At 52.1% G+C, this 24,252-nt stretch carries 22 protein-coding genes; 16 read left to right on the top strand and 6 right to left on the bottom strand.

Annotated features, from left to right (window positions below; all coding sequences use genetic code 11):
• Positions 1-7 precede the first annotated feature (7 nt).
• The 4 genes from C508_RS0102865 to C508_RS0102850 all read left to right on the top strand — a co-directional run bounded on the left by C508_RS0102865 (position 8) and on the right by C508_RS0102850 (position 3,494).
• A complete protein-coding gene (locus tag C508_RS0102865) occupies positions 8-928 on the top strand; it encodes a cation diffusion facilitator family transporter (protein WP_018702030.1) in 921 nt (306 codons plus the stop codon).
• A 6-nt stretch (positions 929-934) separates the two neighbouring features.
• A complete protein-coding gene (locus C508_RS0102860) occupies positions 935-1,531 on the top strand; it encodes a class I SAM-dependent methyltransferase (RefSeq protein ID WP_018702029.1) in 597 nt (198 codons plus the stop codon).
• Positions 1,532-1,703: 172 nt separating this feature from the next.
• On the top strand, positions 1,704-2,540 hold the full coding sequence (gene panB / locus C508_RS0102855) for a 3-methyl-2-oxobutanoate hydroxymethyltransferase (RefSeq protein ID WP_018702028.1): 837 nt from the start codon (positions 1,704-1,706) through the stop codon (positions 2,538-2,540).
• Positions 2,541-2,561: 21 nt separating this feature from the next.
• Positions 2,562-3,494 (top strand): bile acid:sodium symporter family protein, encoded by a 933-nt coding sequence (locus C508_RS0102850; protein ID WP_018702027.1) that lies wholly within the window; start codon positions 2,562-2,564, stop codon positions 3,492-3,494.
• Between the two features lie 284 nt (positions 3,495-3,778).
• On the opposite strand, the gene C508_RS0102845 is transcribed toward C508_RS0102850, so the two are convergent.
• From C508_RS0102845 to C508_RS0102830, 3 genes are all read right to left on the bottom strand, one after another.
• The gene (locus C508_RS0102845) at positions 3,779-4,417 is read right to left on the bottom strand and encodes an ATP-binding cassette domain-containing protein (protein WP_018702026.1); all 639 of its coding nucleotides are present in this window, start codon (positions 4,415-4,417) and stop codon (positions 3,779-3,781) included.
• Positions 4,405-5,082 carry a molybdate ABC transporter permease subunit gene (gene modB, locus C508_RS0102840; protein WP_018702025.1) on the bottom strand — a complete coding sequence of 226 codons (678 nt, stop codon included), beginning with the start codon at positions 5,080-5,082 and terminating at the stop codon, positions 4,405-4,407. The genes C508_RS0102845 and modB overlap by 13 nt, the downstream gene beginning before the upstream one ends.
• 157 nt (positions 5,083-5,239) lie before the next feature.
• Positions 5,240-5,926 (bottom strand): HAD family hydrolase, encoded by a 687-nt coding sequence (locus C508_RS0102830; RefSeq protein ID WP_018702023.1) that lies wholly within the window; start codon positions 5,924-5,926, stop codon positions 5,240-5,242.
• A gap of 206 nt (positions 5,927-6,132) precedes the next feature.
• Between C508_RS0102830 and C508_RS0102825 the strand changes: the two genes are divergently transcribed.
• Positions 6,133-7,692, top strand: a complete 1,560-nt coding sequence (locus C508_RS0102825; protein ID WP_018702022.1) for a histidine kinase N-terminal 7TM domain-containing diguanylate cyclase — start codon at positions 6,133-6,135, stop codon at positions 7,690-7,692.
• A gap of 117 nt (positions 7,693-7,809) precedes the next feature.
• On the opposite strand, the gene lpdA is transcribed toward C508_RS0102825, so the two are convergent.
• A complete protein-coding gene (lpdA, locus tag C508_RS0102820; protein WP_018702021.1) occupies positions 7,810-9,186 on the bottom strand; it encodes a dihydrolipoyl dehydrogenase in 1,377 nt (458 codons plus the stop codon).
• A gap of 357 nt (positions 9,187-9,543) precedes the next feature.
• Here lpdA and larA point away from each other — a divergent pair, with 357 nt between their 5' ends.
• From larA to C508_RS0102780, 8 genes are all read left to right on the top strand, one after another.
• Complete coding sequence (gene larA / locus C508_RS0102815; protein ID WP_018702020.1) at positions 9,544-10,809, top strand: nickel-dependent lactate racemase; 1,266 nt, start codon at positions 9,544-9,546, stop codon at positions 10,807-10,809.
• A gap of 25 nt (positions 10,810-10,834) precedes the next feature.
• Positions 10,835-11,131 carry a UxaA family hydrolase gene (locus tag C508_RS0102810; protein WP_018702019.1) on the top strand — a complete coding sequence of 99 codons (297 nt, stop codon included), beginning with the start codon at positions 10,835-10,837 and terminating at the stop codon, positions 11,129-11,131.
• Position 11,132: 1 nt separating this feature from the next.
• On the top strand, positions 11,133-12,296 hold the full coding sequence (locus C508_RS0102805; protein ID WP_018702018.1) for a UxaA family hydrolase: 1,164 nt from the start codon (positions 11,133-11,135) through the stop codon (positions 12,294-12,296).
• Between the two features lie 467 nt (positions 12,297-12,763).
• Positions 12,764-13,663 carry a phenylacetate--CoA ligase family protein gene (locus C508_RS0102800; RefSeq protein ID WP_018702017.1) on the top strand — a complete coding sequence of 300 codons (900 nt, stop codon included), beginning with the start codon at positions 12,764-12,766 and terminating at the stop codon, positions 13,661-13,663.
• Positions 13,664-13,675: 12 nt separating this feature from the next.
• Positions 13,676-14,512 carry an MBL fold metallo-hydrolase gene (locus C508_RS0102795; RefSeq protein ID WP_018702016.1) on the top strand — a complete coding sequence of 279 codons (837 nt, stop codon included), beginning with the start codon at positions 13,676-13,678 and terminating at the stop codon, positions 14,510-14,512.
• Positions 14,513-14,590: 78 nt separating this feature from the next.
• Entirely contained in the window at positions 14,591-15,433 is an 843-nt protein-coding gene (locus C508_RS0102790; protein WP_018702015.1) for an MBL fold metallo-hydrolase, read from the top strand.
• A gap of 211 nt (positions 15,434-15,644) precedes the next feature.
• A complete protein-coding gene (locus C508_RS0102785; RefSeq protein ID WP_018702014.1) occupies positions 15,645-16,163 on the top strand; it encodes a YeeE/YedE thiosulfate transporter family protein in 519 nt (172 codons plus the stop codon).
• On the top strand, positions 16,160-16,687 hold the full coding sequence (locus C508_RS0102780; protein WP_018702013.1) for a YeeE/YedE thiosulfate transporter family protein: 528 nt from the start codon (positions 16,160-16,162) through the stop codon (positions 16,685-16,687). Before C508_RS0102785 ends, C508_RS0102780 begins: the two co-directional genes overlap by 4 nt.
• Before the next feature lie 83 nt (positions 16,688-16,770).
• Here the strand turns inward: C508_RS0102780 and ftsH are convergent, their stop codons facing one another.
• Positions 16,771-18,603: an ATP-dependent zinc metalloprotease FtsH gene (gene ftsH / locus C508_RS0102775; protein ID WP_018702012.1), complete on the bottom strand. Its 1,833-nt coding sequence runs from the start codon at positions 18,601-18,603 to the stop codon at positions 16,771-16,773.
• 384 nt (positions 18,604-18,987) lie between these two features.
• Between ftsH and C508_RS0102770 the strand changes: the two genes are divergently transcribed.
• The 3 genes from C508_RS0102770 (at position 18,988) to C508_RS17695 (ending at position 24,006) form a co-directional block, all read left to right on the top strand.
• A complete protein-coding gene (locus tag C508_RS0102770) occupies positions 18,988-20,163 on the top strand; it encodes a CdaR family transcriptional regulator (protein ID WP_018702011.1) in 1,176 nt (391 codons plus the stop codon).
• A gap of 121 nt (positions 20,164-20,284) precedes the next feature.
• Positions 20,285-23,158, top strand: a complete 2,874-nt coding sequence (locus C508_RS17700; RefSeq protein WP_018702010.1) for a PAS domain-containing hybrid sensor histidine kinase/response regulator — start codon at positions 20,285-20,287, stop codon at positions 23,156-23,158.
• Positions 23,155-24,006: a response regulator gene (locus C508_RS17695; protein WP_018702009.1), complete on the top strand. Its 852-nt coding sequence runs from the start codon at positions 23,155-23,157 to the stop codon at positions 24,004-24,006. The genes C508_RS17700 and C508_RS17695 overlap by 4 nt, the downstream gene beginning before the upstream one ends.
• On the opposite strand, the gene C508_RS0102755 is transcribed toward C508_RS17695, so the two are convergent.
• Positions 24,003-24,252: IS3 family transposase (locus tag C508_RS0102755; RefSeq protein ID WP_018702008.1), on the bottom strand; the 250-nt coding region annotated here is incomplete at its 5' end. The genes C508_RS17695 and C508_RS0102755 overlap by 4 nt on opposite strands.

Genomic DNA, 24,252 nt, shown 5'->3' with positions numbered 1-24,252 from the left:
AGTAAACATGAATGAAGAATTGGTATTGTTAAAGCGTCGTACAGCACGCCTATCGGTTGTGTCTAATACGTCATTGGTTGTTTTTAAGCTGCTGGTAAGCTGGCAAACCGGGGCTGTGAGTATTTTATCCGAGGCCGCTCATTCAGCGGTGGATTTGCTGGCGGCTTTAATTGCCTGGGCCGCGGTACGCAAGTCGGACTTGCCGCCTGATGAAAGGCATGCTTATGGGCACGGGAAGATCGAAAATCTCTCTGGCGCGATTGAGGCGGTGCTCATTGTTGTCGCTGCCGTGGGCATTGTCTGGGAAGCGGTACAAAAGCTTAATCAGCAGCATATGCCCGAGGATTTGGAACTGGGTCTGGCGGTAATGGCTCTTTCTATTGTCGTTAATTGGCTGGTATCCGGAAAACTGATGGCCGTAGCTAAGACTACGGGATCGCAGGCCTTGGAAGCGGATGCTATGCACTTGAGAGCCGATATTTGGACGTCTGTAGGCGTTTTGATTGGCTTGGGCTTGATTTATTGGACCGGTCTTCCTTGGCTGGATCCGGCGATTGCCTTGGTTGTAGCGGTGATTGTTTTCCGTGCAGGGTGGAAATTAACCAAAAATAGTTTCGCCGAGTTGACGGATATTAGCTTGCCGGCAGAGGAAGAAACGCGAATTGCGGCCTTGGTGCAGACGCATCCGGAAGTGCTCTCTTTGCATCGTTTGCGGACGCGCCGGTCAGGAAGCTATCGTCTACTGGACATGCATGTAGTTCTTGGCAAGGACTTGCCGCTGGAGAATGCTCATGCAATTTGCGACCAGTTGGAAGCTGAGCTTAAGGATGTATTTGCTCCGTGCGACGTCATTATTCACATGGAACCCTGCACGGTGGCGACTGAAGAGTTTGCTTGCGCAGGCTGTACGCAGTGTGAAAGGCGGTAAGCTTTCATGATGGCCAAGGCGTTTGATCTCTTTTTATCGTTAGTCATTTCGCGCTCTTGGCGACGAAGCCATCTGGAGCGCGTGCAAGGGCGGGTGCTTGAAGTTGGCGGCGGCAGCGGTTTATCTTTGTCCTGCTATCCTCACACCGGTTGGAACGGGCTGGTCTTGCTGGATTTGGACCAAGAAATGTTGGCTCTTGCCGCGCAGCGTAAGCTGCCTGGCGGTCAGCCGATAACCGTTTGCCAAGGGAACGTGGAAGCCTTGCCTTTCGAAGATGGCGCATTTGATACGATCGTGGCGCAGTTTCTCTTTTGCGGCGTAGGAAATCCTGTACAGGGGCTGCGTGAGTGTCGGCGTGTTTTAGCGCCGGAGGGTAGACTGTTTTTGCTGGAGCATGTGCGCAGCGACAATTGGTTATTAGGTCCGCTACTGGACGCGGTGAATGTGCTTACCAGCCGCCTGTTTGCAGATCGCTTTAACCAGCGTATCGAGCCTCTTTTAGAAGAGGCTGGTTGGCGGGTCGTGGAGCGGAGAGAATTATTTTTGGATGTGATTCGCCTAGTGGAGGCGACGCCGCAGGAAGAACAAGCGGCAAAATCGTAAGGTAAAGGCAGCCCTATGGCTCTTGAGAGCGTAGGACTGCCTTTTGTGTTGTTAGAGTGTACTATCTTTTCGAGAAGCCGTAAAAACGAAGGCAGGTGTTTCGGAGTTTGTATGGAATAGTGTTACCATATAAACGTCTTGTATTTATTATTAGCAGAAGGGAAGAGGTTTTATGGAGAAAAGAAAACCGTCGATACCTCAGTTTAAAGCTTGGAAGGAGCAGGGACGTAAAATTCGCATGGCGACGGCGTATGACTTTTCCTTTGCATCGTTGGTGGAACGGTCTCCGATCGAAATGATTTTAGTTGGAGATTCGTTGGGCATGGTGATGCTGGGCTATGACAGCACAGTGCCGGTAACGATGGAGGATATGGTACACCATACAAAGCCGGTAGTTCGCGGGGCGGCTAATACCTTTATTGTAGCGGATATGCCTTTTGGTTCTTATAATGTCAGCTTGAGCGAAACCATGCGCAACGCCAATCGGCTGATGCAGGAAGGCGGCGCTGATGCGATCAAACTGGAAGGCGGCGAAGGGGTGCTCGATTTGGTGGCGGCCTTGACCTCCGGCGGCGTACCGGTGATGGGGCATATTGGCTTGACGCCGCAGACGGCTTCACAATTGGGCGGTTTTAAAGTGCAGGGCAAGGATGCCGCAGCAGCGCAGCAGCTCATTGAAGACGCCATGGGCTTAGAAGAAGCCGGGGCTTTTGCGATTGTTTTGGAATGCGTACCGGCCCCTGTGGCTAAAATGATCAGTGAAAAACTATCCATTCCCACCATTGGCATTGGCGCGGGGCCGGATTGCGATGGACAAGTGCTGGTTATTCACGATTTGCTGGGTATTTTTGACCGTTTTACTCCTAAGTTCGTGAAAAAATATGCCGCCTTAAACGGAACGATTGTGGATGCGTTGAGCACCTATGCGAAAGAAGTGGAAGACGGAACCTTTCCGGGGCCGGAGCATTCTTTTGGCATGGTGGAAGAAGAGCTGCAACGACTTTATTAAAAAAGAGGAGGATGCGCAACCATGGAAGGCATTATGAAAATTAGTCAGTTTATCACCCGGCTCTTTCCTCTTTGGGTAGTGCTGTTTTCGTCATTGGCCTTTTTCTTTCCAGATCCCCTAAAACCCATGGCCAAATTCATTCCTTACGGTTTGGGCATTATTATGCTGGGCATGGGCCTTTCGATGAAAGTCGATGACTTTAAGTTGGTCCTTTCACGGCCTAAAGACGTTTTTTGGGGAATTATTTTACGGTATATGATTATGCCTTTTGTAGGCTATGGCGTGGCAACTATGCTGGGGCTGCCGCCAGCGTTGGCGGCGGGCTTGATTTTGGTGGGCTGCTGTCCCAGCGGTACGGCTTCTAATGTTATGACCTTTCTGGCTAAAGGAGATACGGCGCTATCGGTAACCGTGTCCAGCTTTAATACGGTACTGGCGCCGATTTTAACGCCCTTTATGTTTTTGTATTTAGCTGGATCCATCATTCCTATCAATACCGAAGCGTTGTTGATGGACATCGTTAAAATCGTCTTAGTGCCTGTGGCTCTGGGTATTGGCCTGCGGACGCTGGCTTCCGACTTTGTTGATAAAATCATGGGTGTCGTGCCGGTTGTATCGGTGGTGACCATTGTAGCGGTTATCGCAACGGTAATTGCGCTGAGCGCCGCGAAACTGGCAACCGTGGCGATTATTGCCTTTGCAGCGGTAGCGCTGCACAATGCTATCGGACTTGGCTTGGGTTATGGCGCAGCTAAGACGGTGGGCATGGGGGAAAAGAAATCCCGGGCTATTGCTTTTGAAATCGGCATGGAGAATTCCGGCTTGGCGGTGGCTTTGGCTATTGCCCATTTGGATCCGGTAGCGGCTATTCCGGGCGCTATTTTCAGCGTCTGGCATAATCTTACAGGATCGCTTTTGGCGGGATTCTGGGGCTCTAGAGAGACAAAATCTTAACTTCGGAACTATTGATTTATTCCTGCACGCGCCAGGAGAAATCTTTTTCCGTCTGGCGGTGTACTCATTAAATCAGTAGCTCCTTATGGGACTGAATTTTTTAGTGGACTAAGGACTTGAGCATCTAAAAGAGTAAGCTTATGTAAAATTTTTACATAAGCCTACTCTTTTTATGTGTTACGTTCCTACTCATGTGCTCTCTCATGTTCAACTTCTATTTTTCGCCTCAGATCCCTCACTCTACTCCCTTTACTCCTGTTAGAATTCCGTGTCCCAGTCCTGGTTTACTGGCTGTCGATGATCCGGCCTTGCTCTAGAAAGAGAATGCGGTCGCCGATGCGGCGGGCTTCGTCAAGGTCATGGGTGACCAGCAGCAGAGGGATGCGCCATTCTTTATGCAGCGCATTGAGCTCATCCTGTAGCTGTCGGCGGGTGGCGGCGTCCAGGGCGGATAAGGGCTCGTCCAGAAGGAGCAGCTGCGGCTGACTCATGAGCGCTCGGGCTAAGGCGACGCGTTGTTTTTCGCCGCCTGAAAGCACGCCGATGGAGCGCTCCGCTAGCGATGTTAGAGAAAAACGCTCCAGTAGCCGCTCATACAGAGCGGCGGAACCGTCCGGGCGGCTGCCGTAAAGAATATTCTTTTTTACGGATAAATGCGGGAAAAGAGCGTAGTCCTGGAACATATAGCCGATGCGCCGCAAGCGCGGCGGCAAAAAATGCTGGGTGGCGGCATCAAAAAAGACGCTTTCCTTTAACCGGATTTGCCCGGAATCCGGGCGTTCCAAACCCGCGAGGCAGCGCAGCAGCGTGGTCTTGCCGCAGCCGGAAGGACCGAAAAGAACCAGCTTTTCTGCGGCGTCTTGCTCAAAGCGAAGCTGCAGCGTAAAAGAAGGCAAGGCCTTGCGAACATCTACATGGAGCATGAGCGGACCTCCTTATGCTGGAGCCGGCGCTGCCAGTGGTTGAGAAAAAAGAGCATGGAAAAAGTAATGCCGCTGATAAGCAGTACATAAAGACCGGCTAATGTTAGATCGTTGGCTTCGGAAGCAAAATAAATGGCCAGCGGCAGGGTTTGGGTTTTGCCGGGAATGTTGCCGGCGACCATGATGGTTGCTCCGAATTCTCCCAAGGCGCGGGCGAAGGAGAGAATGCAGCCTGCAGCGACTCCGGGCCAGGCCAGCGGCAGGGAAATAGTAAAGAAGACGCGTAGTTCGCTGGCGCCAAGAGTGCGCGCCGCATCCTCAAGATGGGGATCGACGCTTTGCAGGGACGCTTTGGCGTTTTGGTACATTAAAGGAAAGGAGACGACAGCGCCGGCTAAGACTGCTGCATACGGCGTAAACACAAGCTGCGCTTGATCGCCGAAAAGCCAGAACAAAGGACCTTGGCGCCCTAACAGAAGCAGCAGGCAAAACCCAGTCACTACTGGGGGCAGCACCAATGGCAAGGTAAATAAGGCTTCCAACAAAGCTTTGCCGGGGATGTCCCAGCGGCGCAGCGCCCAGGCCCAAGCCAAGCCAAAGGTGACGACTACGAATAGAGAAGCTGCAGCTACCTGCAAGGATAGCCAGATGGGTTGCCAGGTCATGTTGGTTCCCTCCTTTAATGTGCATATTGGATTTGAAAAAAGGAAGCGGCAGTTCCGTAACGCGCTGCGAGTACAGCCGGAACTTCCGCCTCCTTTGGCTTTTCTATTACTATAGCACAATTTAACTCATTTGCAGAGACGTAAATTTTGCGCTTCCTTATGATTGGTGGAGCCAAGCAAAGGCTTTGGAGGCGCTAAACTCATCCATGCCGTTGGCAAAGAGCAGCTCTGCCTTATAGAAGCACTCTGCCAGGGGAGCCGCTTCAGCCGGCGGAATGGCAATACAGCTCATCTGCGCCTTTTTGGCGGCTTCTACGCCATAACGGGAATCTTCCATGACCAGACAGGCTTGAGGCGGCGTATTTAGCAGGCGGGCCGCTTCTAAAAAGACATCAGGCGCGGGTTTACCCTGTTTGACCTGAGCGGAAGAAAGGGTAACGTCAAAGTAGTTATGGAGATCAGCGGCTTCCAGAACGGCGTCAATGACTTCTTTGGAAGAACCGGAGGCCACCGCCAAAGGATAGCCATGTTCCTTTAAGAGATGGACAAAGATTCGCATTTCAGGAAATACATGAGTGCGCTTCCGGGCCATCTCCATATAGGCGGCATTTTTTCTCCGCAGCAGTTCTTCTACGGAAAGCGATAAGTTATATTGTTTTTTGATGTCGGCTAAAAAGCAGTGAGACGATAAGCCAGTATAGGGTTTTTTATGTTCCGCCTCAACGATAATGCCTAAAGGACGGAATATTGCTTGATCCGCTTCCAGATAAAGCGGTTCGCTATCGACAAGGGTGCCATCCAAATCAAAAATAACAGCCGAAAATTTGCGTGCAACTTGATTCATGCAATGCGCTCCTTTAAAGGGTGATTCTTTATAAAGATAAGTTCATTGTATCCTATTTTGAACGGCATTTGTCAATAAAGAAAAATCTATTTTAAGAAAGAACAAAAACCGTGGCGACAAGAAAGAACCCCTTAAATGGATTGTAAGGAGATGGAAAAGGTCCTATACTGAAGGAAATAAAGAAATAGGCGGAGGAACCGGATAAAATGAGCTATGTCTTAGCATGCGCTCTTTTTTTAGAATTTTGCGCAGGGCTGCTGTTGTTTATTGGAGGATATGCATTGTGGCAACGGCGTAAAAACCACGTTTCTTTAATGAATTACTTTGTGGCGCTGGCTTTCTCGACCGCTCTTTATGCGGCTGGCTATGGTGCGGAAATCCTTGATGTTTCGCTGGCGGGAAAGCTTTTGTGGCTCAAGGTCCAGTATTTGGGCATTCCTTTTATACCGGCTTTTTGGCTATGTGTGGCGCTGACCTATTCAGGGAGAGAGCAGTGGCTGCAGCCAAGAGCCCTGGCGGCGCTTTTTACGGTTCCTGTATTGACGCTGGCGCTGCATTTTACTTCCTCTTTTCACGGTCTTCATTATCAGGTGGAAGGCTTGACGGCTAACGGGCCATTTTTGCATGTAAAGGTGCATTACGGCCTGTGGTATTGGGTGCATTTCGCCTATTTGAGCTTGGCCGTGGTCGGGGGAAACCTACTTTTTTTGCAGCAATGGCGGCAGGCGGAGCCTTTGTATCGCCGACAGGTTTTAGTGATGTTTCTGGCTTCCTTGGTTCCCTGGCTGGCATACTTGCTGTACTTACTTAAGCTGACTCCCTGGGGGCTTGATTTGACGCCGGTTTTTTTTTCCTGCTCCCTCTTGGCGTTTGCTTGCGGTTTTTTCTGGCTGCAGCTATTTGATTTGGTGCCGGTGGCCAGAGCGGCCGTCTTTGATATGATTAGTGATGGAATTGTGGTTTTAGATCGCAAGCAGCGTTTGCTCGACAGCAATGTTGCGGCGGGGAAAATGCTGCCGGAACTTAAGGAAACAGGTTGTATTGGAAGAAAAATAGAAGCGGTGTTGCCGCAGTATACTGTATTGTTGACGCAGGTGGCGCAGCGTGAAGAGGGCGAAGAGCGAGTGCGTTGGCGTCTGCCGGGTAAAGAGGAGGAAATTTGCGCCAGCCGCGTAGTGCCTATTGTTGACCCGAAGGGCCAAGGGAGCGGACTCATTGTGGTGCTGCAAAATGTGACCGAAGAGGTTCGGCTCTTGGAACGTCTGCAGCAGGCGGCTACCATGGACGGACTGACGCAGATTTACAACCGGACGCATTTTTTTCAACTTTGTCAGGGAGAGTTTCGCAAGGAAGCGGCAGATGTGAAGACCTTTGCCTTGATTATTTTTGACTTGGATCACTTTAAGCGTATTAACGATACCTTTGGACATCAGGCTGGAGACGAAGTATTGCGGCAAGTGGCGAAGGCGGCGCAAGAAGTGCTGCGGGACAGCGATTTGCTAGGTCGGTACGGGGGAGAAGAGTTTATTTTATTTTTACCTCGCTCTTCGGCGCAGGAAGCTCTGCAGGTAGCGGAACGGCTGCGGTTGCGCATTGCAGCACTGCGCTTACCGGAGTTGGGCGAGGGCTGGCCTCTTTCCGCCAGTTTTGGCGTGGCTGAAGGGCAGGCGAGCCTGGAAACTTGCTTGCTGGCTGCGGATCAGGCTTTGTACGAGGCGAAACACGACGGGCGCAACTGCGTGCGGGTGAAAATGCCGGAAGCGTGAAGTAAAAAGAAAGTGGCTGTGCTGAAACGAGCGTTTCGGCGCAGCCACTTTGTGGTTATTCGTGTCTAGTAACCCTCCGTCGTACCCTCACTTTACTCCTTTTACTCCTGTTTGTTTTTACTCCGTGGCCTGGGCGCAAGCTTCCATGAGAGCTTCGCTCAAAGACGGGTGCGGGTGGGTCAGTGTAGACAGCTGCAGGGCGGTGACTCCTAAAGAAAGAGCCAACGAGGCTTCCCCCAGCAGCTCGGACACGTGGGGGCCGCTCATATGAACGCCCAGCAAGCGGTCGGTGACGGCGTCAACGACAACTTTAACCAAGCCGTCTCGTTCGCCCAGGCAAAGAGCTCTGCCGTTTTGGCGGAACGAAGCGCGCCCGCAACGTACTTCATAGCCTTGGCGTAGGGCGGCCTCTTCCGTTAAGCCGACGGAGGCTAATTCGGGCTGGGTATAAACACAGGAAGGAACCAAGTGCTGCGGTACGACGGCTGGATAACCCAGCGCGTTTTCCATCGCAGCGCGTCCTTCGGCATACGCTTTATGAGCTAGCAGTTTGCCGCCTGTAACATCGCCGGCGGCATAAATACCAGGCAAATTGGTTTCTTGGCGCTTATTAACGATAATTTCTCCTTTGTCCCCCAGGGCCAGACCTAAAGAAGCCGCTTCCGGAGGCGGAGCAGGCTGGCGTCCTGTGGCCAGAAGAACGATATCAGCGGGTACGTCTTTGGCGGCGCCTTTGTGTGTAAAAGAAACTGTTGTTTCTTCGCTGTTGTAGAGGATATTCGTTACTTGCGCCTGAGTAAAGATGCGCAGGCCTTGGCGCTGCAGGGACTTAACCAAATCTAGGGAAATATCCTTGTCTTCTTCCGGCAGTAATTGAGGCTGCAGTTCCAGCAGAATTACCTCGCTGCCTAAGGAGACAAACATTTGGGCAAACTCCAGACCAATGACGCCGCCGCCAATAACAACCAGGCGGCGCGGGATTTTTTTGAGAGTCAGCAGCTTGTCACTAGTGAAGACGCTCAAGGAGTCGGTGCCGGGAATCGGCGGGCGGTTGGCTTTGGAGCCAGTGGCAATGAGAAGTTTATCAAAGTTGAGCAAGTGGCTTTCCGTCTCGGTTACCACTTCCATTTCCGTGGCGGAGCTTAGACGTCCTTCGCCAGTAAGGCGCGTAACGCCGGCTTCCTTTAGTAATTGCTCTACGCCATTTCGCAGAATCTTAGTGATCCGTTCTTTTCGGGCCAGACTTCGAGACCAGTCGAGACCGGACAAAGGCATGTCTAGACCGAAATCACCGCATTTTTGGGCATAGCTCGCCAGTTCGGACGTGCGCAGCAAGGCTTTCGTCGGGATGCAGCCGTGGTTGAGACAGACACCGCCGCAGTGATCTTTTTCCACTAGGGTCACCGAGGCGCCAAGTTGAGCGGCGCGTAATGCGCCTAGGTATCCTGCGGGGCCGCCGCCGAGAACAACGATGCGAATAGCTGTGGTGGCCATGAGAGCATTCTCTCCCTTCGGTCAAATGACATATTATGGTTTTATCATATATCGAACAAGGGAAGACTGTCAAATACAACCGTAAGCAGGAGATGCACAAAGAGAAACAATGCAATAGAAGTAAAAAGCAAAAGTATACGGAAAGACCAAAGAATAATTCCAGAAAAGAGTAAATGAGATTGGCTAAAAAATGATGCTTAAAATAAGGGGGAAGGCGATATTGATATCAAAAATTGTGCAATTTGGCTAAAAAAGAACTGGATCTTTATGGAAGACTCGTATTGCTGTACAAAGGCCCTGCGGTAAGGAAGAACGAATGAATAAGGAGATGATTTTTGGAAGGAAGGTTTTAGGAGCATGAACATTCATATTCCCTACGGGAAAGCAGAGCTTACGCTGGCCTTGCCCCAGGAACGGGTAGCGGCAGTGCTGGAATCAAAGGCTCATGGCTATCAGGCGGAGGCAAGTGAAACAGAACTGGTGCGGCGAGCGATGGCGGCGCCTGTCGGTACGCCGCGATTGCAGGAATTGGTTCGAGGCAAGAAAAATATAGTGATTATTGTTAGCGATCATACGCGTCCGGTGCCGACGCAAGTGATTGCGCCGTTATTGCTGGCGGAAATTGAAGCAGGCAATCCGCAGGCGCAAGTCACGTTCTTGGTGGCGACTGGCTTGCATCGCGGCACAACGGAAGAGGAACTGCGCGAAAAATTCGGGCCGGATTTATATGGAAAAGTGCGGATTGTTGTACATGATTGCTGGGATAAAGACTCGCTGGTACAGCTGGAAAAACTGCCTTCCGGCGGCGAGCTGTGGCTGAACAAAGTGGCTGCTGAAGCGGATTTGCTGCTGGCGGAAGGCTTCATTGAGCCTCACTTGTTTGCGGGCTTTTCCGGCGGCCGCAAAAGCGTGCTGCCGGGCATTGTCGGCGACAGCACCATTCGCGTCAATCACTGTGCGGAGCATATTGCCCATGAGAAAGCGCGAGTCGGCATGTTAGAAGGAAATCCGATTCACGAAGATATGGTGCATGCGGCGCGCCAGGCTAAGCTGGCCTATATCGTCAATGTCGTTATTGATGCACAGAAAAAAGTTATCGGCGCCTTTGCCGGCGAGATGGAGCAGGCTCATTTGCAGGGCTGCGCCTTTTTGCAGGAACTGGCGGCGGTTGCGGCTGCGCCGGCGGAAATTGTCGTTACTACCAACGGCGGTTATCCGCTGGACCAGAATATTTACCAGCATGTAAAAGGCTTGTCCTCCGCGGAAGCTACCTGTAAAAAAGGCGGCGTTATTATTGTCTGCGCTGATCTGGGCGATGGACACGGCAGCGCTGAACTATATGAATGGCTGCAAAAAGGCGCAACAGCCGTGACTAAAACCATTTTAGCAGTGGATCGTTACTCTACCGTGCCGGATCAATGGGCGACGCAGATCATGGCGCGGATTCAGTGCAAGCACAAGGTTATCTTTGTCACCGCGCCAGCCCAGCACGAAGTGCTGCGCCGTATGGGCTTCGCCGCCGTGGAAAGCTTTGAAGAAGCGCTGGCGCAGGCGGAAGAAACGGTCGGTAAGGAAGCTAAAATTACAGTGATTCCTGACGGTGTGGCGGTTATTGTTCGCTAAAAACAATGAAAAGGGAGGCAGATCCATGATCGACGGTATTATTCTTAATGACAATGACAATGTGGCTACCGCAGTGCAGGTGCTGACCAAGGGGCAAAAAGCCCGGGTGCGCCGCAACCGGGAAGAAGTGGAAATTCTTATGACTGAGGACATTCCTTATGGTCATAAATTTGCGGTGCGTAATATTACTGCAGGCGAAGATATTCTAAAATACGGCGAGGTTATTGGCCGCGCCACCAAGAGCATTGCCGGCGGCAGCCACGCGCATGTGCAAAACATTGAAAGTTTGCGCGGCCGGGGCGATCTGAAGGGAGATAAGTAACATGAAGGAATTTTTGGGATATGGCCGGGCGGACGGCTCGGTAGGCACGCGTAATTATGTGGGCGTTTTATCAGCTGTAGTTTGCGTGAACGAAGTAGTGGAGAATATTGTACGTCAGGTGCAGGGAACGACGCGCTTTACGCATCATCAAGGCTGCTGCCAGACGCCGCTGGATATTCATATTGTCAATGACACGTTGATTAATTTGGGCAAGAACCCCAATCTGCATTCGGTGCTGTTGGTCAGCTTGGGCTGTGAGAGCACCGATCTTTCTAGCGTTATTGAAGCCATTGCCGCTTCCGGCAAACGGGTCGAGCACATTGTTGTCCAGGAAGTGGGCGGCTCGGCGCGCACGACGGCCCAAGGCATTTTGATGGCTCAGGACATGGTGAGGGAGGCGTCTTTGGAACAGAGGCGGTCTTTTCCCATCAGCAAGCTGGTGCTGGGGATGAAATGCGGCAGTTCCGATACGACCTCCGGTTTGGTGCCGAATCCGGCTATTGGCGTAGCTTCAGACCTTCTCGTGGCTGCTGGCGGTACGTCGATCCTAGGAGAAGTGACGGAATTTATCGGCGCCGAGCATATTCTGGCCAAGCATGCGGCGAACGAGGAAGTGGCCCAGGGCATTTTGAAGCTGGTGGAGCGCATGGAGCAGCGGGCCATGGCGGTAGGCGAGGATATTCGTGGCGGTCAGCCTACCGGCGGCAACATTAAGGGAGGTCTGACGACGATTGAAGAAAAGTCTCTCGGCGCGATTGCCAAGGCAGGCTCTGCACCGATTCAGGCGGTTTACGAATACGGCCAGCGGCCGGACAAACCAGGCCTTGTCGTCATGGATTCTCCCGGACGGGAGCCGGAAATTTTGACCGGTCTGGCGGCGGCCGGGTGCAATGTGATTGCTTTTGCTACCGGACGCGGCGCGCCGCAGGGTTTCCCCTTTGTGCCGGTGCTGAAGATTACCGGCAGCCGCACGGCGGCGGAAAAAATGATTGACCATATTGATATGAACCTTAGCGCGGTGATTGACGGCGGCGATACCATTCCTGACGCCGGGCAGCGTGTCTTAGAAGAACTGGTGCGGGTTGCCTCCGGGGCGATGACCAAGGCGGAGTTGTCAGGCTATGTAAACTCCATGGATATTTACATGCGCGGGCCAGTTATCTAATTAAGAAATCCGTTGCTTTAGGCACATCTCACACCAAAACGGTATTTTTTCCGTCAGACTTTGTCAGAAAGCCTCGGCATAGCACCGCTATGCCTGCGTTTTCTTTCGCGTCGGACGAAAATACTCCTCGTCTTGGCGGAGTGTTCCTAAAAGCAGCGGACTTCTAGGAAAGTCAAAAAATTTTTTATGACGATATAAACAACTAAAGAAAGGAACGGTTTGACAAGAGGCAGAAAGTGAGGCCGCTTGCTGAACCGTTTTTTTTATTTAGATGGAGTTTAAGGCTGCCATGCTTTTTCATCGTACCTTCCCTTTACTCCCTCTACTCCTGTTAAAATACCCTCCTAAGCCCTCCGGTTCTCGCCGCGACTCTTGTTCAAAATGTCGCATCCCATCGGCTTTTCCGACGTTAAGCAGGACTTTATTCAACGTGACTCGAAACTAAAATCATACAATGCCAGGAGAGGATGAAGATTTTGAGCGAAGCCTATCAAGAAAATACGCCGGAGGCCTTATGGCAGGCATGCCTGCGCTGGGCCCAGGAAAAAGATATGGATTTTCGACTGCGCTGCAGTGAAGCAAAGGTAAAAACGGCGCAGCTTTCCTTAGCGCAACTAGCAATGTTGCCGCTGCAGCCGCAGCCGGAGGAGCAGGCGGCTGTCTTTAGCCGGTTGACGCTGCCTTTAAGCGCTGTTGCCAGACTGATGGGTTCTACGCCGTATTTGGCGGAAGAACTGGAAGATTGGGGCGCTAAAAGCGCCTTGTGGCTGCAGGCTTGCGGTTTATCTAGAGGCTCCGTGCTGCTGCTGGCGGACGGACTGGCAGGGGAAGGACCTGGCTGGGGCGTGCTGCAGGGCGCCGCGTCTTTGCAGGCGACAGTAGCGACGTTAAGCGAGCAGCCTTGGGAAGACATCCAGGCCTATGGAGCAGGCGCCTGCGCTTTGACGGCGACTCTTTTGGACGCCTGGATTAAAAGCGGCGCGGACGCCGGAATTTGCCGGAACTTTTTTTGTTTAACTTCCTCTGTGGCGGAGGAGCAGCGGCAGCGTTGGGAACAACGCTTGGGCGCGCCGGTGCATCGGCAATGGGGGCTGCCGGGCTTGCAGGCGTCGGCGGTAGCTTGGGAATGCCCGCGCCGCCAGGGGTTTCATATCGCGGCGGATTCGTTTTGGGCGGAAACGGTAGATCCTGTGACGCTGCAGGCTTTGCCGGCGGGAGAACCGGGCGAGTTGGCGCTTACCGCCTTGCGGCGGCGCAGTGCGCCAGCCATTCGCATGCGCACAGGCTGGCTGGGACGGCTCGAAGAGGTGAACTGCCGTTGTGGCAGTTCGGAGCCAAGGTTTCTTCCTTTAGAAAAAATACGTTAAAAGAGGTGGCTTATGAAGCTAACCGTTTTAGTGGATAACAATACGATCATCGATCGATATTTTAGAGGGGAGCCTGGAGTTTCGTACTTTATTGAATGCAGCGGCCAAAAGATACTATTCGACACCGGCTATTCTGAATTATTTTGTCTCAATGCATTAAAGCTGGGCCTCGATTTACGCAGCTTGGATGCAGTGGTTCTCTCGCATGGGCATAATGACCATTCTTGGGGATTAGGAGAGCTAGTGCGATTTTTGGCAGAGGCTCAAGGAGAAGGATTTCAGAAGAAAATGCCTGCTTTAGTGGCGCATGACGATGCGTTTCTTCCGAAACAAGAGCAGGGACTGGATATTGGGATGATGCTTTCGATGGAGCAGCTGCAAAACAGTTTTGCCGTGCGCAAAGAGAGAATGTCTCTCTGGTTAACTGAGAAATTGGTATTTTTGGGAGAAATCAAAAGAAGCAATTCCTTTGAAGGGCGTTCGCCGTTGGGGAAAACACTACGAAATGGACAATGGGAAGACGATTTCCTGCTTGATGATTCCGCCTTGGCATATTGTTCGTCTAAAGGCTTAGTGATTATTACAGGCTGTTCCCATGCTGGCATTGCCAATATTGTCGAGCAAGCTAAGAGCGTGTGCGGCGAGGAGCGAATTTATGACGTCATTGGCGGCTTTCATTTGCAAAATCCTTCGCCAGAGGTTTTAGAGCAGACTGTTTCTTATTTTCATGCTTGTTCTCCTAACACCGTACATGCCGGGCATTGTACGGATCTGGCCTCGAAAATGGCCTTGGCTAAGGCAGTGCAGGTCAGGGAAATAGGCGTGGGATTGACGCTGCAGTATGAATAACTAGGGAGCAGCGGTATCCATGGGGATCCTGGACATAGGATATCCTCCGAACTTTCTAAAGGAAGAAGGAATTAGGTTATGAAATTGACGGTTGTTATGGATAATATGGTTCCTTTTGGAGCGTCTAAGCCGTTTGTTGGCGAACATGGCTATTCGCTATTGATCGAGACGGAGGGGAAACAAGTGTTGCTGGATGCCGGGCAGTCGGGAGCGGTAGTGCGCAATCTCAGTTTGTTAGGCGTACATCCAGATGAACTGGACGCCATCGTCATCAGCCATGGTCATTTTGATCATGCCGGCGGATTGGTCAGTTTGCTGCAGCATCGCAGCCGTCCTGTGGCTGTATACGGACATAGCGGCTTGTTTACTAAGCGTTATTCCGTTTCCGGCAATAAGCGCCGTTATATTGGCATTCCCAATACCCAAGAAGAGCTGAGCGGCCTAGGGGCGCGGTGGCGGTTGGCGGAAGAGCCGGGTGAAATTTTACCGGGGCTTTTTTTCAGCGGCGCTGTGCCGAGGCGTACTGACTACGAACAAGGAGACAGCAAGCTTGTGGTTTGCGGCGGCTGTGGGGGCGATTGTCAGGATATTATTGCCGACGACACTTCTTTGTATTATCGGCATAAAAAGGGTTTGGTGGCGCTGTCAGGCTGCGCTCATGCCGGGCTGGTGAATACAGTGGAGCATGGCTTTGCGGTCACTGGGACGGAAACTTTGTTTGGCTGGGTCGGCGGTACCCATCTAGGTCCGGTAGGCGCAGAGCAGCAGACGAAAACGTTGGCGCAGATTGAAGCGTATGCGCCGCAGTTTATCGCCGCCAGTCACTGCACCGGCTTTGCGATGATGGCGGAGCTGGAGCGGCGTTTGGGAGACCGCTTTGTTAGCGGTATGGTAGGGCAGGTCATTGAAGTGCCGGAATAAGCAAATTAGAAATAGGTAGCCCAAAAACAGAGTTAGCAGCGAGGGAGATGGCTGTTAACTCTGTTTTCTATTCCAAAGACTGTATTAAGACGAAAAGAGTGAATAATGAAAAAATAAAACAGGTATTTGCAGGGTATTCCAAGAATTAGTAAGTAAGAAAAATTTGTATTCCCGGACGATGAGGCGTTGTAGCGTAAAGGAGGGAGTGCGTATGAAAGGAGATGGAGGCTGGAGCCCCTACTTGGCGGGAGCTTTGAGCGGCCTTGTCTCGGTGGGGTCGGTCTGGTTTACAGGCAAATATTTAGGAGCGTCAACAACCTTTGTACGAACTACCGGTATGATGGAACAGCTGGTTGCGCCGGAGCGAGTGGCGCAAATGTCCTATTTTTTGAGAGAACTGCCGATAATCGATTGGCAGTGGATGATGGTGCTGGGAATTGCCGTCGGTTCCTGGATTGCCGCTGTTTCTTCCGGCAGTTTTCGTATTCAAGCGCTGCCGCCAATGTGGGAGCGTCATTTTGGCCCGTCCATTGCCTTGCGGGCGCGGGCGGCTTTTGTCGGCGGTGTTATCGCCATGTTTGGGGCGCGCTTGGCGGACGGTTGTCCCAGCGGGCATGGTCTTAGCGGGTCGCTGCAGCTGGCGGTCAGCGGCTATGTGGCGCTGGCGTGCTTTTTCCTCGGCGGTTTGTTGATGGCCAATTGGCTGTATCGGGGAGGTGGCCGGAGATGATGGAGCTGCTGTACGGATTCCTGACCGGTATTTGTTTTGGCTTTTTCCTGCAGAAGGGACGTGTCCTGCGTTATGATAAGCAGCTAGCGGCGCTGCGTTTGCAAGATATGACTATTGTCAAATTTATGCTGTCCCATATTGCCGTTGCCATGGTCGGCGTATATTGGCTGTATGACCTGGGGTTGGTCAAGCTGTCGGTAAAGCCAACTATTTTAGGAGGCGTTATTGTAGGCGGCTTACTTTTTGGCCTGGGATGGGGACTTCTCGGCTATTGCCCGGGTACTTCCCTGGGGGCGTTAGGAGAAGGTCGTTGGGATGCGGTATGGGGTATTTTAGGCATGCTGGCAGGCGCTGGCCTATATGCCGAGGCATTTCCCTTTTTGTCCAAGACATTGCTAACCTGGGGTAACTACGGTAAGATTACTTGGCCTCAAGTGCTGGGGGTTAATCACTGGCTGGTTATCGTGCCGCTGGTGGCGGCGATAGGCGCACTATTCTGGTGGTTGGAAAAACACGAGCTATAATATAAACAGCCGCCTTGACCCTTGCTGGTCGAGGCGGCTGTGCGTTTTTCATAGCCCTTTGTCGCACCCTCCCTTTACTCCCTCTACTCCTGTTCCAGACTTTTCGTTTCTCCCTTCTGGGCCGCCATTTCCTTGATTTTGTCGCCGGAAATGACTTCTTCTTGCTGCAGCACCTGCGCTACTTGATGCAGTATGTCGGCGTGCTTGTCAAGAATGGTTTGGGCGGCGCATTGGGCTTCTTCCAAAAGGGCGCGGATTTCTTCATCAATGGACGCCACCGTAGCTGGACTGATATCGGTGCGGCTGGAGACGCCTCCCAACAGATATGCCGGAGCGGCTGCATAGCGTACAGGCCCTAGGCGTGCGGACATACCGAATTCTGTCACCATGCGTCGCGCCATTTCCGTGGCTCGTTCCAAATCGTTGGCAGCGCCTGTGGACGTTTCACCGAAGATTAGGCATTCCGCTGCGCGGCCGCCTAACATGACGGCTAGGCGGGATTTAAGTTCTCCTTCACCGACTAGATAGCGATCTTCCATAGGCATTTGCATGGTGTATCCCAGAGCGCCTTTGGCTGTAGGGATAATGCTGACCTTGTGGATGGGGTCGGTACCAGGCAAGTGATAAGCGGTTAGAGCGTGGCCGGCTTCATGGTAGGCTACTTTGCGGCGTACTTCGCTGGAAAGAGGCGTTTTGCGCTGTAAGCCGGCAATGATGCGTTCGATTGCTAGGTTGAAGTCTTCCATCGTAACTTCTTCCGCCTGGCGGCGTACGGTTAAGAGGGCGGCTTCGTTGGCAATGTTGGCTAGATCGGCTCCGGAAAAGCCGGGAGTGATCTTCGCTAGCCGTTCTAGGTCTACATCCGGGCCGAGAGGCATTCGTTTGGTATGAATGTGCAGGATTTCTAGGCGTCCGGATTCTGTGGGCAGGGAAACCTGAATCTGCCGGTCAAAACGGCCGGGACGGACCAGGGCAGGGTCTAAAATGTCCGCGCGGTTGGTGGCGGCCATGATGACAACGCCGGAATTGGCTTTAAAGCCGTCCATTTCCGCCAGCAGTTGGTTGAGGGTATTTTCCTGTTCGCTGTTGGCGCCGATGCGGTTGAGATTAGAACGAGCTTGGCCGACTGCGTCGATTTCGTCGATAAAGATGATGCAAGGAGCTTTTTTCTGTGCTTGGGCGAAGAGATCCCGCACCCTGGCGGCCCCGACGCCGACAAACATTTCTACAAAGCTGGAACCTGTGAGAAAGAAGAAAGGCACGCCAGCTTCACCGGCGGTGGCTTTGGCCAAGAGCGTTTTGCCTGTGCCGGGAGGGCCGGTGAGCAGTACGCCTTTAGGCAGTTTCGCACCGATACGGTCAAACGATTCCGGCCGCTGCAGGTAGTCAATGATTTCCCGCAATTCCACCAAAGCCTCTTCAACACCGCCGATGTCGGAGAATTTAACGCCGATCATTTCTCCTTGGATTTCGTTGGCTTTGCTTTGGCCCAAGGCCATAGCCGTGTCGGCTCCGCCCATGCGGCGCAGCAGGATATACCAGAGCAGCAGCAAGGGCAGTAACGGCAAAATCCAACCGAATATGGTGACTAGCGGGCTAGAGGTTTCTGTTTGGGCGGAGAAGGAGACGCCGGCCTTAAGGAGTCGATCTGTCAGAGCCGGGTCAGTGACGGGAACGACTTGAGAGTAGATGGGGCGTTTGCTGTCGGCGTCTTTTTTTAACGAGAAGCGAATGCGGTCGCTGCCGATAAAGACCTTATCGATTTCGCCGGCGTTCAGCTCCTGCAAAAAAGTATTATAGGAGACTTCCCGCTCTTTTACAGGCAGCGAGGAGAAAAGTAAATCATTGAAAAGCCATGTGAGGAGCAGGGCGGCCAGAAAGAAGGCCAGTGAAAAATAGCGTTGCTTTTTATCCATTCCCAACAGCTCCTTTTTCTAGGCGCCACTGACTTGCTCGTATCTCGCGCCACGACGGTTCTTTTTTTGTCTGGCTGCGTTAAGGTACCCTTGAAAGAGCACCGCTATTCTTGCGGCCACTTTGCCTTGCCAGGCTAAAACATTTCTCGTTGTGGCGGAGCACTTGCAGAGTCAGTGGCACCCTGAGAGTTACCGATAGTTCAAAGGGTTATGGTTAGACAATAAATGATAGAGACGTTGCTAAGGAACCGCGAAATACAGGAAAGACGTGAAACGGTTTATTTTAATTTTAGTATGTTTTAAGAATATACTTTCTCCGAGGACGGCTTCGAGTCCTGCTTGAGGCTGGTTTATACTATAATAGAGATAAAGGGGGCGGGCGGCGTGATCATCGATCAGGAATTGGCGCAGCAGATTGTGGATCATCTGATGGGCATTGTGCAGCGCAATGTGAATATCATGGACTGCAACGGCATTATTCTCGCTTCCGGACAGCCGGAGCGGCTAGGGCAGTTTCATCAGGGCGGGCTTTTAGCGGCGCAGCAGCGCCATGTGGTGGAAATCGCACCGACGGAAACGCAGCATTTTCTGGGAGCCTTGCCAGGGGCGATGTGGCCCATTGTGTTGCGCGAGAAGGTGATCGGCGTGGTCGGCGTTACCGGCAAGCCGGATGAAGTGCGCAGTACGGCGCAACTGGTAAAAACCGTGACGGAGCTGATCTTAGAGCGGGAAATGTTTCAAGCCGATTATCGTTCGGAACACCGCTTTCGGTCCCGTTTGGTCAAGCGTCTGTTGTCGCCGGAAGTAAAAACGGAAGATGGCGAGCTGCGGACGTTGGCGGAATTGCAAGGCTACCAATTGGGCTTGCCGAGGCAGGTCTGGTTGTTGCGCTTGCGTACGGAAGCAGACTCGTTTATTGATGAAAAGCTGCATAATTTAGCGGCCGACCGTCTGCATGAAACAGTGCTGCGCACAATTAACGAAAGCGGCGTTTTACAGCAGGAGGATTTGGGGCTGTTCTATAAAAATGACGTGTTTTGCATGCTCAAGGAGGTGCGAGCTGGAGAAGCGGGGACACTCTTGATGGAAGCGGCGGCAAAGCTGCTGGCCCGCTTGCAGGAAGCGCTGCCGGCTATTTTTTTCAGTATTGGCATTGGCGGACAGACTCTAGGGGACGAAGAACTTTGGCGTTCTTATCAGGAGGCTTTTTTTGCCGCAGAGCGTCCTGGGGAAGGTTTGCGTTCTATTTATGAAAAAGAAGTGCTGTTGGGTTATTTGTTGCAAAAAAGCCCAGGTCCAGGAGTATCCTCTTTAGCGCTGCGACCGTTAACGGAAAAATTGGAATCCCTTAAGGACAAGGAGGAACTATTAGAGAGCGTTGCAACCTTGCTGGCGCATAATCTCAATGTGTCTGCGGCGGCGGAGGCGCTCTACGTCCATCGCAATACGCTGCGGTTCCGTTTGGAAAAAATAAAAAAAATACTTCATTTAGATCCGTGCCGACGTTTTCAAGACGCCGTGCTTTGTCAGTGCCTACTGGCGGAGTTAAAGACTCGCTGATTCTTTTCTGAGTATACGTGTTAAATGGAAGGAGTTAGGCGAAGGAAACCGAATTAAGAATATATTAAAACATTTAAGAAGTTGATTGCGTTACCTTTTGTTTTTAAAGGAGGCGGAAGCGATGAATTACCGGATAGTGTTAGCCTACTGGATAGGGGGAACGCTGTTCGGTTTTATTTTCCCTGTTATTGTTTTAGGGTATGAACTTATGCGCTTGCAGCTAGAGTTTTCTTGGAGTAATTTGCTGCTGGCCCAAAGTATAACGCCGATCACTAAGCTGGCTTATACGGCTCCAGTACTTTTTGGTTTGTTTGCGTCAGTAGCCGGTATTTACCAGATGCGTTTGGAATGGCATAAAAAAAATCTTAACGCCTTGGTGGAGGAGAGAACTTCTTTTATTGAGCAATTGCTGGATCATAGCCCCAATCTTTTATTTTATGAAGACAAAGACGGACGGCTGCTGGGCTGCAACAAAGCCTACGAGCAAGCGTTTCAGGTGCGCCGGGAGGATCTCGTCGGCAGGACCGTTTTGGAGATGCCGCATATCGCCCCGGAGGAAGCGCAGGCGTACTATGAGGAACAGCGCGAGGTTATTGCTACAGGCGCGATGATGTATCGCCAAGTGCCGCGCCGTTTTGCCGACGGCAGCATACATGAGCTGTTATATTGGATTTCCGGCTTTCGTCTGCCTGACGGCAGCCCAGGCGGCCTGATGGGAACCATTGTGGATGTAAGCGAGCTCAAAAAGAAAGAGGAAGAACTAAACCAAGCGCATGCAGAAGCTCAGGAGGCGCTGCAGGCAAAATCCCTCTTTTTGGCCAATATCAGCCATGAGATTCGCACGCCGATGAATGCGATTATCGGTATGGCGTACTTAGCGCTGAAAACCGACTTAAATGATAAGCAGCGGGACTATGTGGAAAAAATCCACAATGCCGGTACGGCATTGTTGGCGATTATTAACGACCTATTGGATTTCTCCAAAATGGAAGCGGATAGGATGCATCTGGAGCAGGCGGAATTTGCCCTGCAAGGCGTACTGGATCAGGTGGTAACGATGACGAGCCGCCAGGCCCAGCTAAAGGGTCTGGAAATTTTATACCGCGTGGCGCCGGATGTGCCGGAATACCTGCTGGGGGATTCTTTGCGCTTAGGACAGGTATTGACCAATTTAGTCAATAATGCTGTCAAATTTACGGAAACTGGCGAGATTGTGCTTGAAATTCAAAATATACGCCGTACTGGAGAGCGGGTGCAGCTCCAGTTTTCCGTCAAGGACACGGGCATTGGCATGTCGAAGGAGCAGCAGGGTCGGCTGTTTCAACCGTTTACGCAAGGAGATAGCTCTACGACTCGTAAACATGGAGGCAGCGGCTTGGGCCTTACGATCAGCAAGAAACTGGTAGAGCTTATGGGCGGCCAGATGTGGGTGGAAAGCCAGCCGGGACAGGGGAGTACGTTCTTCTTTTCGATTTGGCTGGGAGTGGGTGCGGAAGTAATCCGTTCCAGAGTCCCTAAAGGGCTGGAAGAAAAACGCCTGCTGGTTGTGGATGATAATCAGGCTGCTCGGGAAATCCTGGCGGATCATTTGAAGTCTCTGCGTTTCACAGTAGATACGGCGGAATCCGGAGTTGAAGCGCTAAAACGGGTGGAAGAAGCCGACGAAGCGCATCAGCCTTATGCAGCGGTCTTCATGGATTGGCAGATGCCACAGCTTAACGGGCTGGAGACGACGCGGCAATTACGAAAAACGCCGCTTCAGGAACCGGCGCCGGAAGTGGTGTTGGTGACTGCCTTTGAAAAAGATAAGGCCGAGGAGGAAGCGAAGCAATGCGGGATTGATACGGTGCTCATCAAGCCCGTAGGGCCGTCGGTATTATTTGACACGATGGTGCGCTTGCTGGCGGAAGAGACGGTTGCCGAGGAAGAGTATCGCGGAGGCGAACCGGAAAAGGACTATCATTTGCAGGGCGTGCGGGTTCTGTTGGTGGAGGACAATCTTATTAATCAGCAAATCGCCGTAGAGTTGCTGCATCGCCAGAATGTATATGTGGAGGTAGTAGGCAACGGGCTGTTGGCGGTGGAGCGAATTGAAGCGGTGCCGCCGGATATTTTGCCGTATGATGCGATTTTGATGGATGTGCATATGCCGGTGATGGATGGCTTTGAGGCGACAAAGCGCATTCGTCAGTGCAACCAGGAGGTTCCGATTATCGCCATGACCGCTAGAGCGATGGCTAATGAAAGAGAGCTTTGCTTACAGTTAGGAATGAACGCGCATCTGCCGAAACCCATTGATTATCACTTGTTATATTCAACGCTGGCTTACTGGACGGCCGGGAAGGGCAAGGCGTTGGCGCGACGGGAGCCGACGGTGCAGGGAAGGGAGGTCAAGGGGATGGAAAAACTTGTAGGACTGAATGTGCAAGAGGCGTTGCAGCGTCTCCTCGGTAACGAAGAGTTGTATCAAAAGTTATTGCAAGAATTCGCCTTGGATCAGGAGGCGGCGGTTATGGCAGCGCAGGAAGCTATGCTGCAGGAAGATTGGGACGTGGCGGTACGTACGGCGCATACTTTGAAAGGATCGGCGGCCAATCTAGGCGCGATGGCGTTGTCCAAGGCGGCGGCGCAGTTGGAGATGGCTTTGCGTGGGAAAGAAGCTACGCCTGACTTGTTCCAGCAAGCGCAAGAAGAACTGCAGCGCGTTCTTTCGTCCATCCAGGAAGCCTGGCCTTCTGAAACAACCGAAGAAGCGACGCCCCAAGCCGGCGAAGACGCATGGCTCCAAGCGGAACCGGAGCTGGGAGAATTGCGGCGTCTTTTAGCGGAGTTTGACAGCGAGGCGCAAGACTATTTTCAAGCGCATAAAAAGAATTGGGCGCCGTTGTTTGACGCTATGGAATTTTCTCGTTTAGAGCAGCTGTTACGGCGTTTTGAATTGGAAGATGCGCTGACGCAGCTCAACCATTTGTGTGAGAGAAGGTGTACGCGGTGACAGCGGAAAAGCCGGTTGTGTTGGTTGTAGATGATGCGCCCGACAATATTGCTCTGGCAAGTTCGTTGTTAAAGTCGGACTATAAGGTCAAGGTGGCTACCAATGGAGCCAAGGCGCTGCAGATTGTGAAGCAGGCGGCGCCAGACTTGATTTTACTGGATGTAATGATGCCGGTGCTGGATGGCTATGAAACCTGTCGACAGTTGCAGGCCGACCCGGTGCTGGCGGATATTCCCGTCATTTTTCTTACGGCGCGGCAGGAGCAGGAGGATGAAGCGAAAGGCCTGGCTTTAGGAGCGGTGGACTATATTACCAAGCCGCTCAATCCGGCGATTTTGCTGTCTCGGGTTAAAACGCATATTAAGCTGCATCAAGCACAGCAGTTTTTCCGTGATAAAGCCAGCTATCTGGAAGCGGAAGTAGCTAGGCGTATGAAGGAAATTTCCTTGATTCAAGAGGTTTCCATTGTGGCCATGGCTTCCTTGGCGGAGACGCGCAGCAACGAAACAGGAGCGCATATTCAGCGTACCGCGGCGTATGTGCGGGAGCTGGCGCTGTTTTTGCAAAATCGGCGGGGCTATCGCGACGTGTTGACGCCCGAAAACATTCAGCTCTTGGTGCGTTCAGCGCCGTTGCATGATATCGGCAAGGTGGGTATTCCCGATAGCATCTTGCTCAAACCAGGCAAGCTGACCGTGGAAGAGTTTGCGGTCATGAAAACCCATTCCGCTATTGGGCGTGATGCCATCCGGCGAGCGGAGCTCTTGCTGGGGACGGAAGAAAGCTATTTGCAGTTTGCCAAAGAGATTGCTCAAGGGGGGGTGCGGACGATATCTTGGACACCCTAAGCAACCAATCCAAGACTTCGTCGGTACTCCAATGGACTTCTATTTCCCAGTGACGTTTTAATCCTTGTTTCATTGTACCAGATTAAGTAGTTGTTAAGGATTTCGATAAACTGATGAATGCTTACACCGGACCAGTTACGATTATAGAACATTTCATTTTTCAAACGTCCAAACAGACCTTCACAAGCAGAGTTGTCTGGAGAGCACCCCTTCTTTGACATGGAGCGTTGAAGACCCGCGTTTTTC

The sequence above is a fragment of the Anaeromusa acidaminophila DSM 3853 genome (assembly GCF_000374545.1).
GTDB classification, from domain to species: domain Bacteria; phylum Bacillota; class Negativicutes; order Anaeromusales; family Anaeromusaceae; genus Anaeromusa; species Anaeromusa acidaminophila.
The sequence above is the reverse complement of the archived record's forward strand: the minus strand, read 5'-3'. Positions and strand labels throughout refer to the sequence as shown.

What these genes read in the sequence shown, in the direction of transcription:
- C508_RS0102865 (WP_018702030.1), top strand. Translation starts at nt 8, where the DNA reads ATGAATGAAGAATTGGTATTGTTAAAGCGTCGTACAGCACGCCTATCG.
- C508_RS0102860 (WP_018702029.1), top strand. Translation starts at nt 935, where the DNA reads ATGATGGCCAAGGCGTTTGATCTCTTTTTATCGTTAGTCATTTCGCGC.
- panB (WP_018702028.1), top strand. Translation starts at nt 1,704, where the DNA reads ATGGAGAAAAGAAAACCGTCGATACCTCAGTTTAAAGCTTGGAAGGAG.
- C508_RS0102850 (WP_018702027.1), top strand. Translation starts at nt 2,562, where the DNA reads ATGGAAGGCATTATGAAAATTAGTCAGTTTATCACCCGGCTCTTTCCT.
- C508_RS0102845 (WP_018702026.1), bottom strand. Translation starts at nt 4,417, where the DNA reads ATGCTCCATGTAGATGTTCGCAAGGCCTTGCCTTCTTTTACGCTGCAG.
- modB (WP_018702025.1), bottom strand. Translation starts at nt 5,082, where the DNA reads ATGACCTGGCAACCCATCTGGCTATCCTTGCAGGTAGCTGCAGCTTCT.
- C508_RS0102830 (WP_018702023.1), bottom strand. Translation starts at nt 5,926, where the DNA reads ATGAATCAAGTTGCACGCAAATTTTCGGCTGTTATTTTTGATTTGGAT.
- C508_RS0102825 (WP_018702022.1), top strand. Translation starts at nt 6,133, where the DNA reads ATGAGCTATGTCTTAGCATGCGCTCTTTTTTTAGAATTTTGCGCAGGG.
- lpdA (WP_018702021.1), bottom strand. Translation starts at nt 9,186, where the DNA reads ATGGCCACCACAGCTATTCGCATCGTTGTTCTCGGCGGCGGCCCCGCA.
- larA (WP_018702020.1), top strand. Translation starts at nt 9,544, where the DNA reads ATGAACATTCATATTCCCTACGGGAAAGCAGAGCTTACGCTGGCCTTG.
- C508_RS0102810 (WP_018702019.1), top strand. Translation starts at nt 10,835, where the DNA reads ATGATCGACGGTATTATTCTTAATGACAATGACAATGTGGCTACCGCA.
- C508_RS0102805 (WP_018702018.1), top strand. Translation starts at nt 11,133, where the DNA reads ATGAAGGAATTTTTGGGATATGGCCGGGCGGACGGCTCGGTAGGCACG.
- C508_RS0102800 (WP_018702017.1), top strand. Translation starts at nt 12,764, where the DNA reads ATGAAGATTTTGAGCGAAGCCTATCAAGAAAATACGCCGGAGGCCTTA.
- C508_RS0102795 (WP_018702016.1), top strand. Translation starts at nt 13,676, where the DNA reads ATGAAGCTAACCGTTTTAGTGGATAACAATACGATCATCGATCGATAT.
- C508_RS0102790 (WP_018702015.1), top strand. Translation starts at nt 14,591, where the DNA reads ATGAAATTGACGGTTGTTATGGATAATATGGTTCCTTTTGGAGCGTCT.
- C508_RS0102785 (WP_018702014.1), top strand. Translation starts at nt 15,645, where the DNA reads ATGAAAGGAGATGGAGGCTGGAGCCCCTACTTGGCGGGAGCTTTGAGC.
- C508_RS0102780 (WP_018702013.1), top strand. Translation starts at nt 16,160, where the DNA reads ATGATGGAGCTGCTGTACGGATTCCTGACCGGTATTTGTTTTGGCTTT.
- ftsH (WP_018702012.1), bottom strand. Translation starts at nt 18,603, where the DNA reads ATGGATAAAAAGCAACGCTATTTTTCACTGGCCTTCTTTCTGGCCGCC.
- C508_RS17700 (WP_018702010.1), top strand. Translation starts at nt 20,285, where the DNA reads ATGAATTACCGGATAGTGTTAGCCTACTGGATAGGGGGAACGCTGTTC.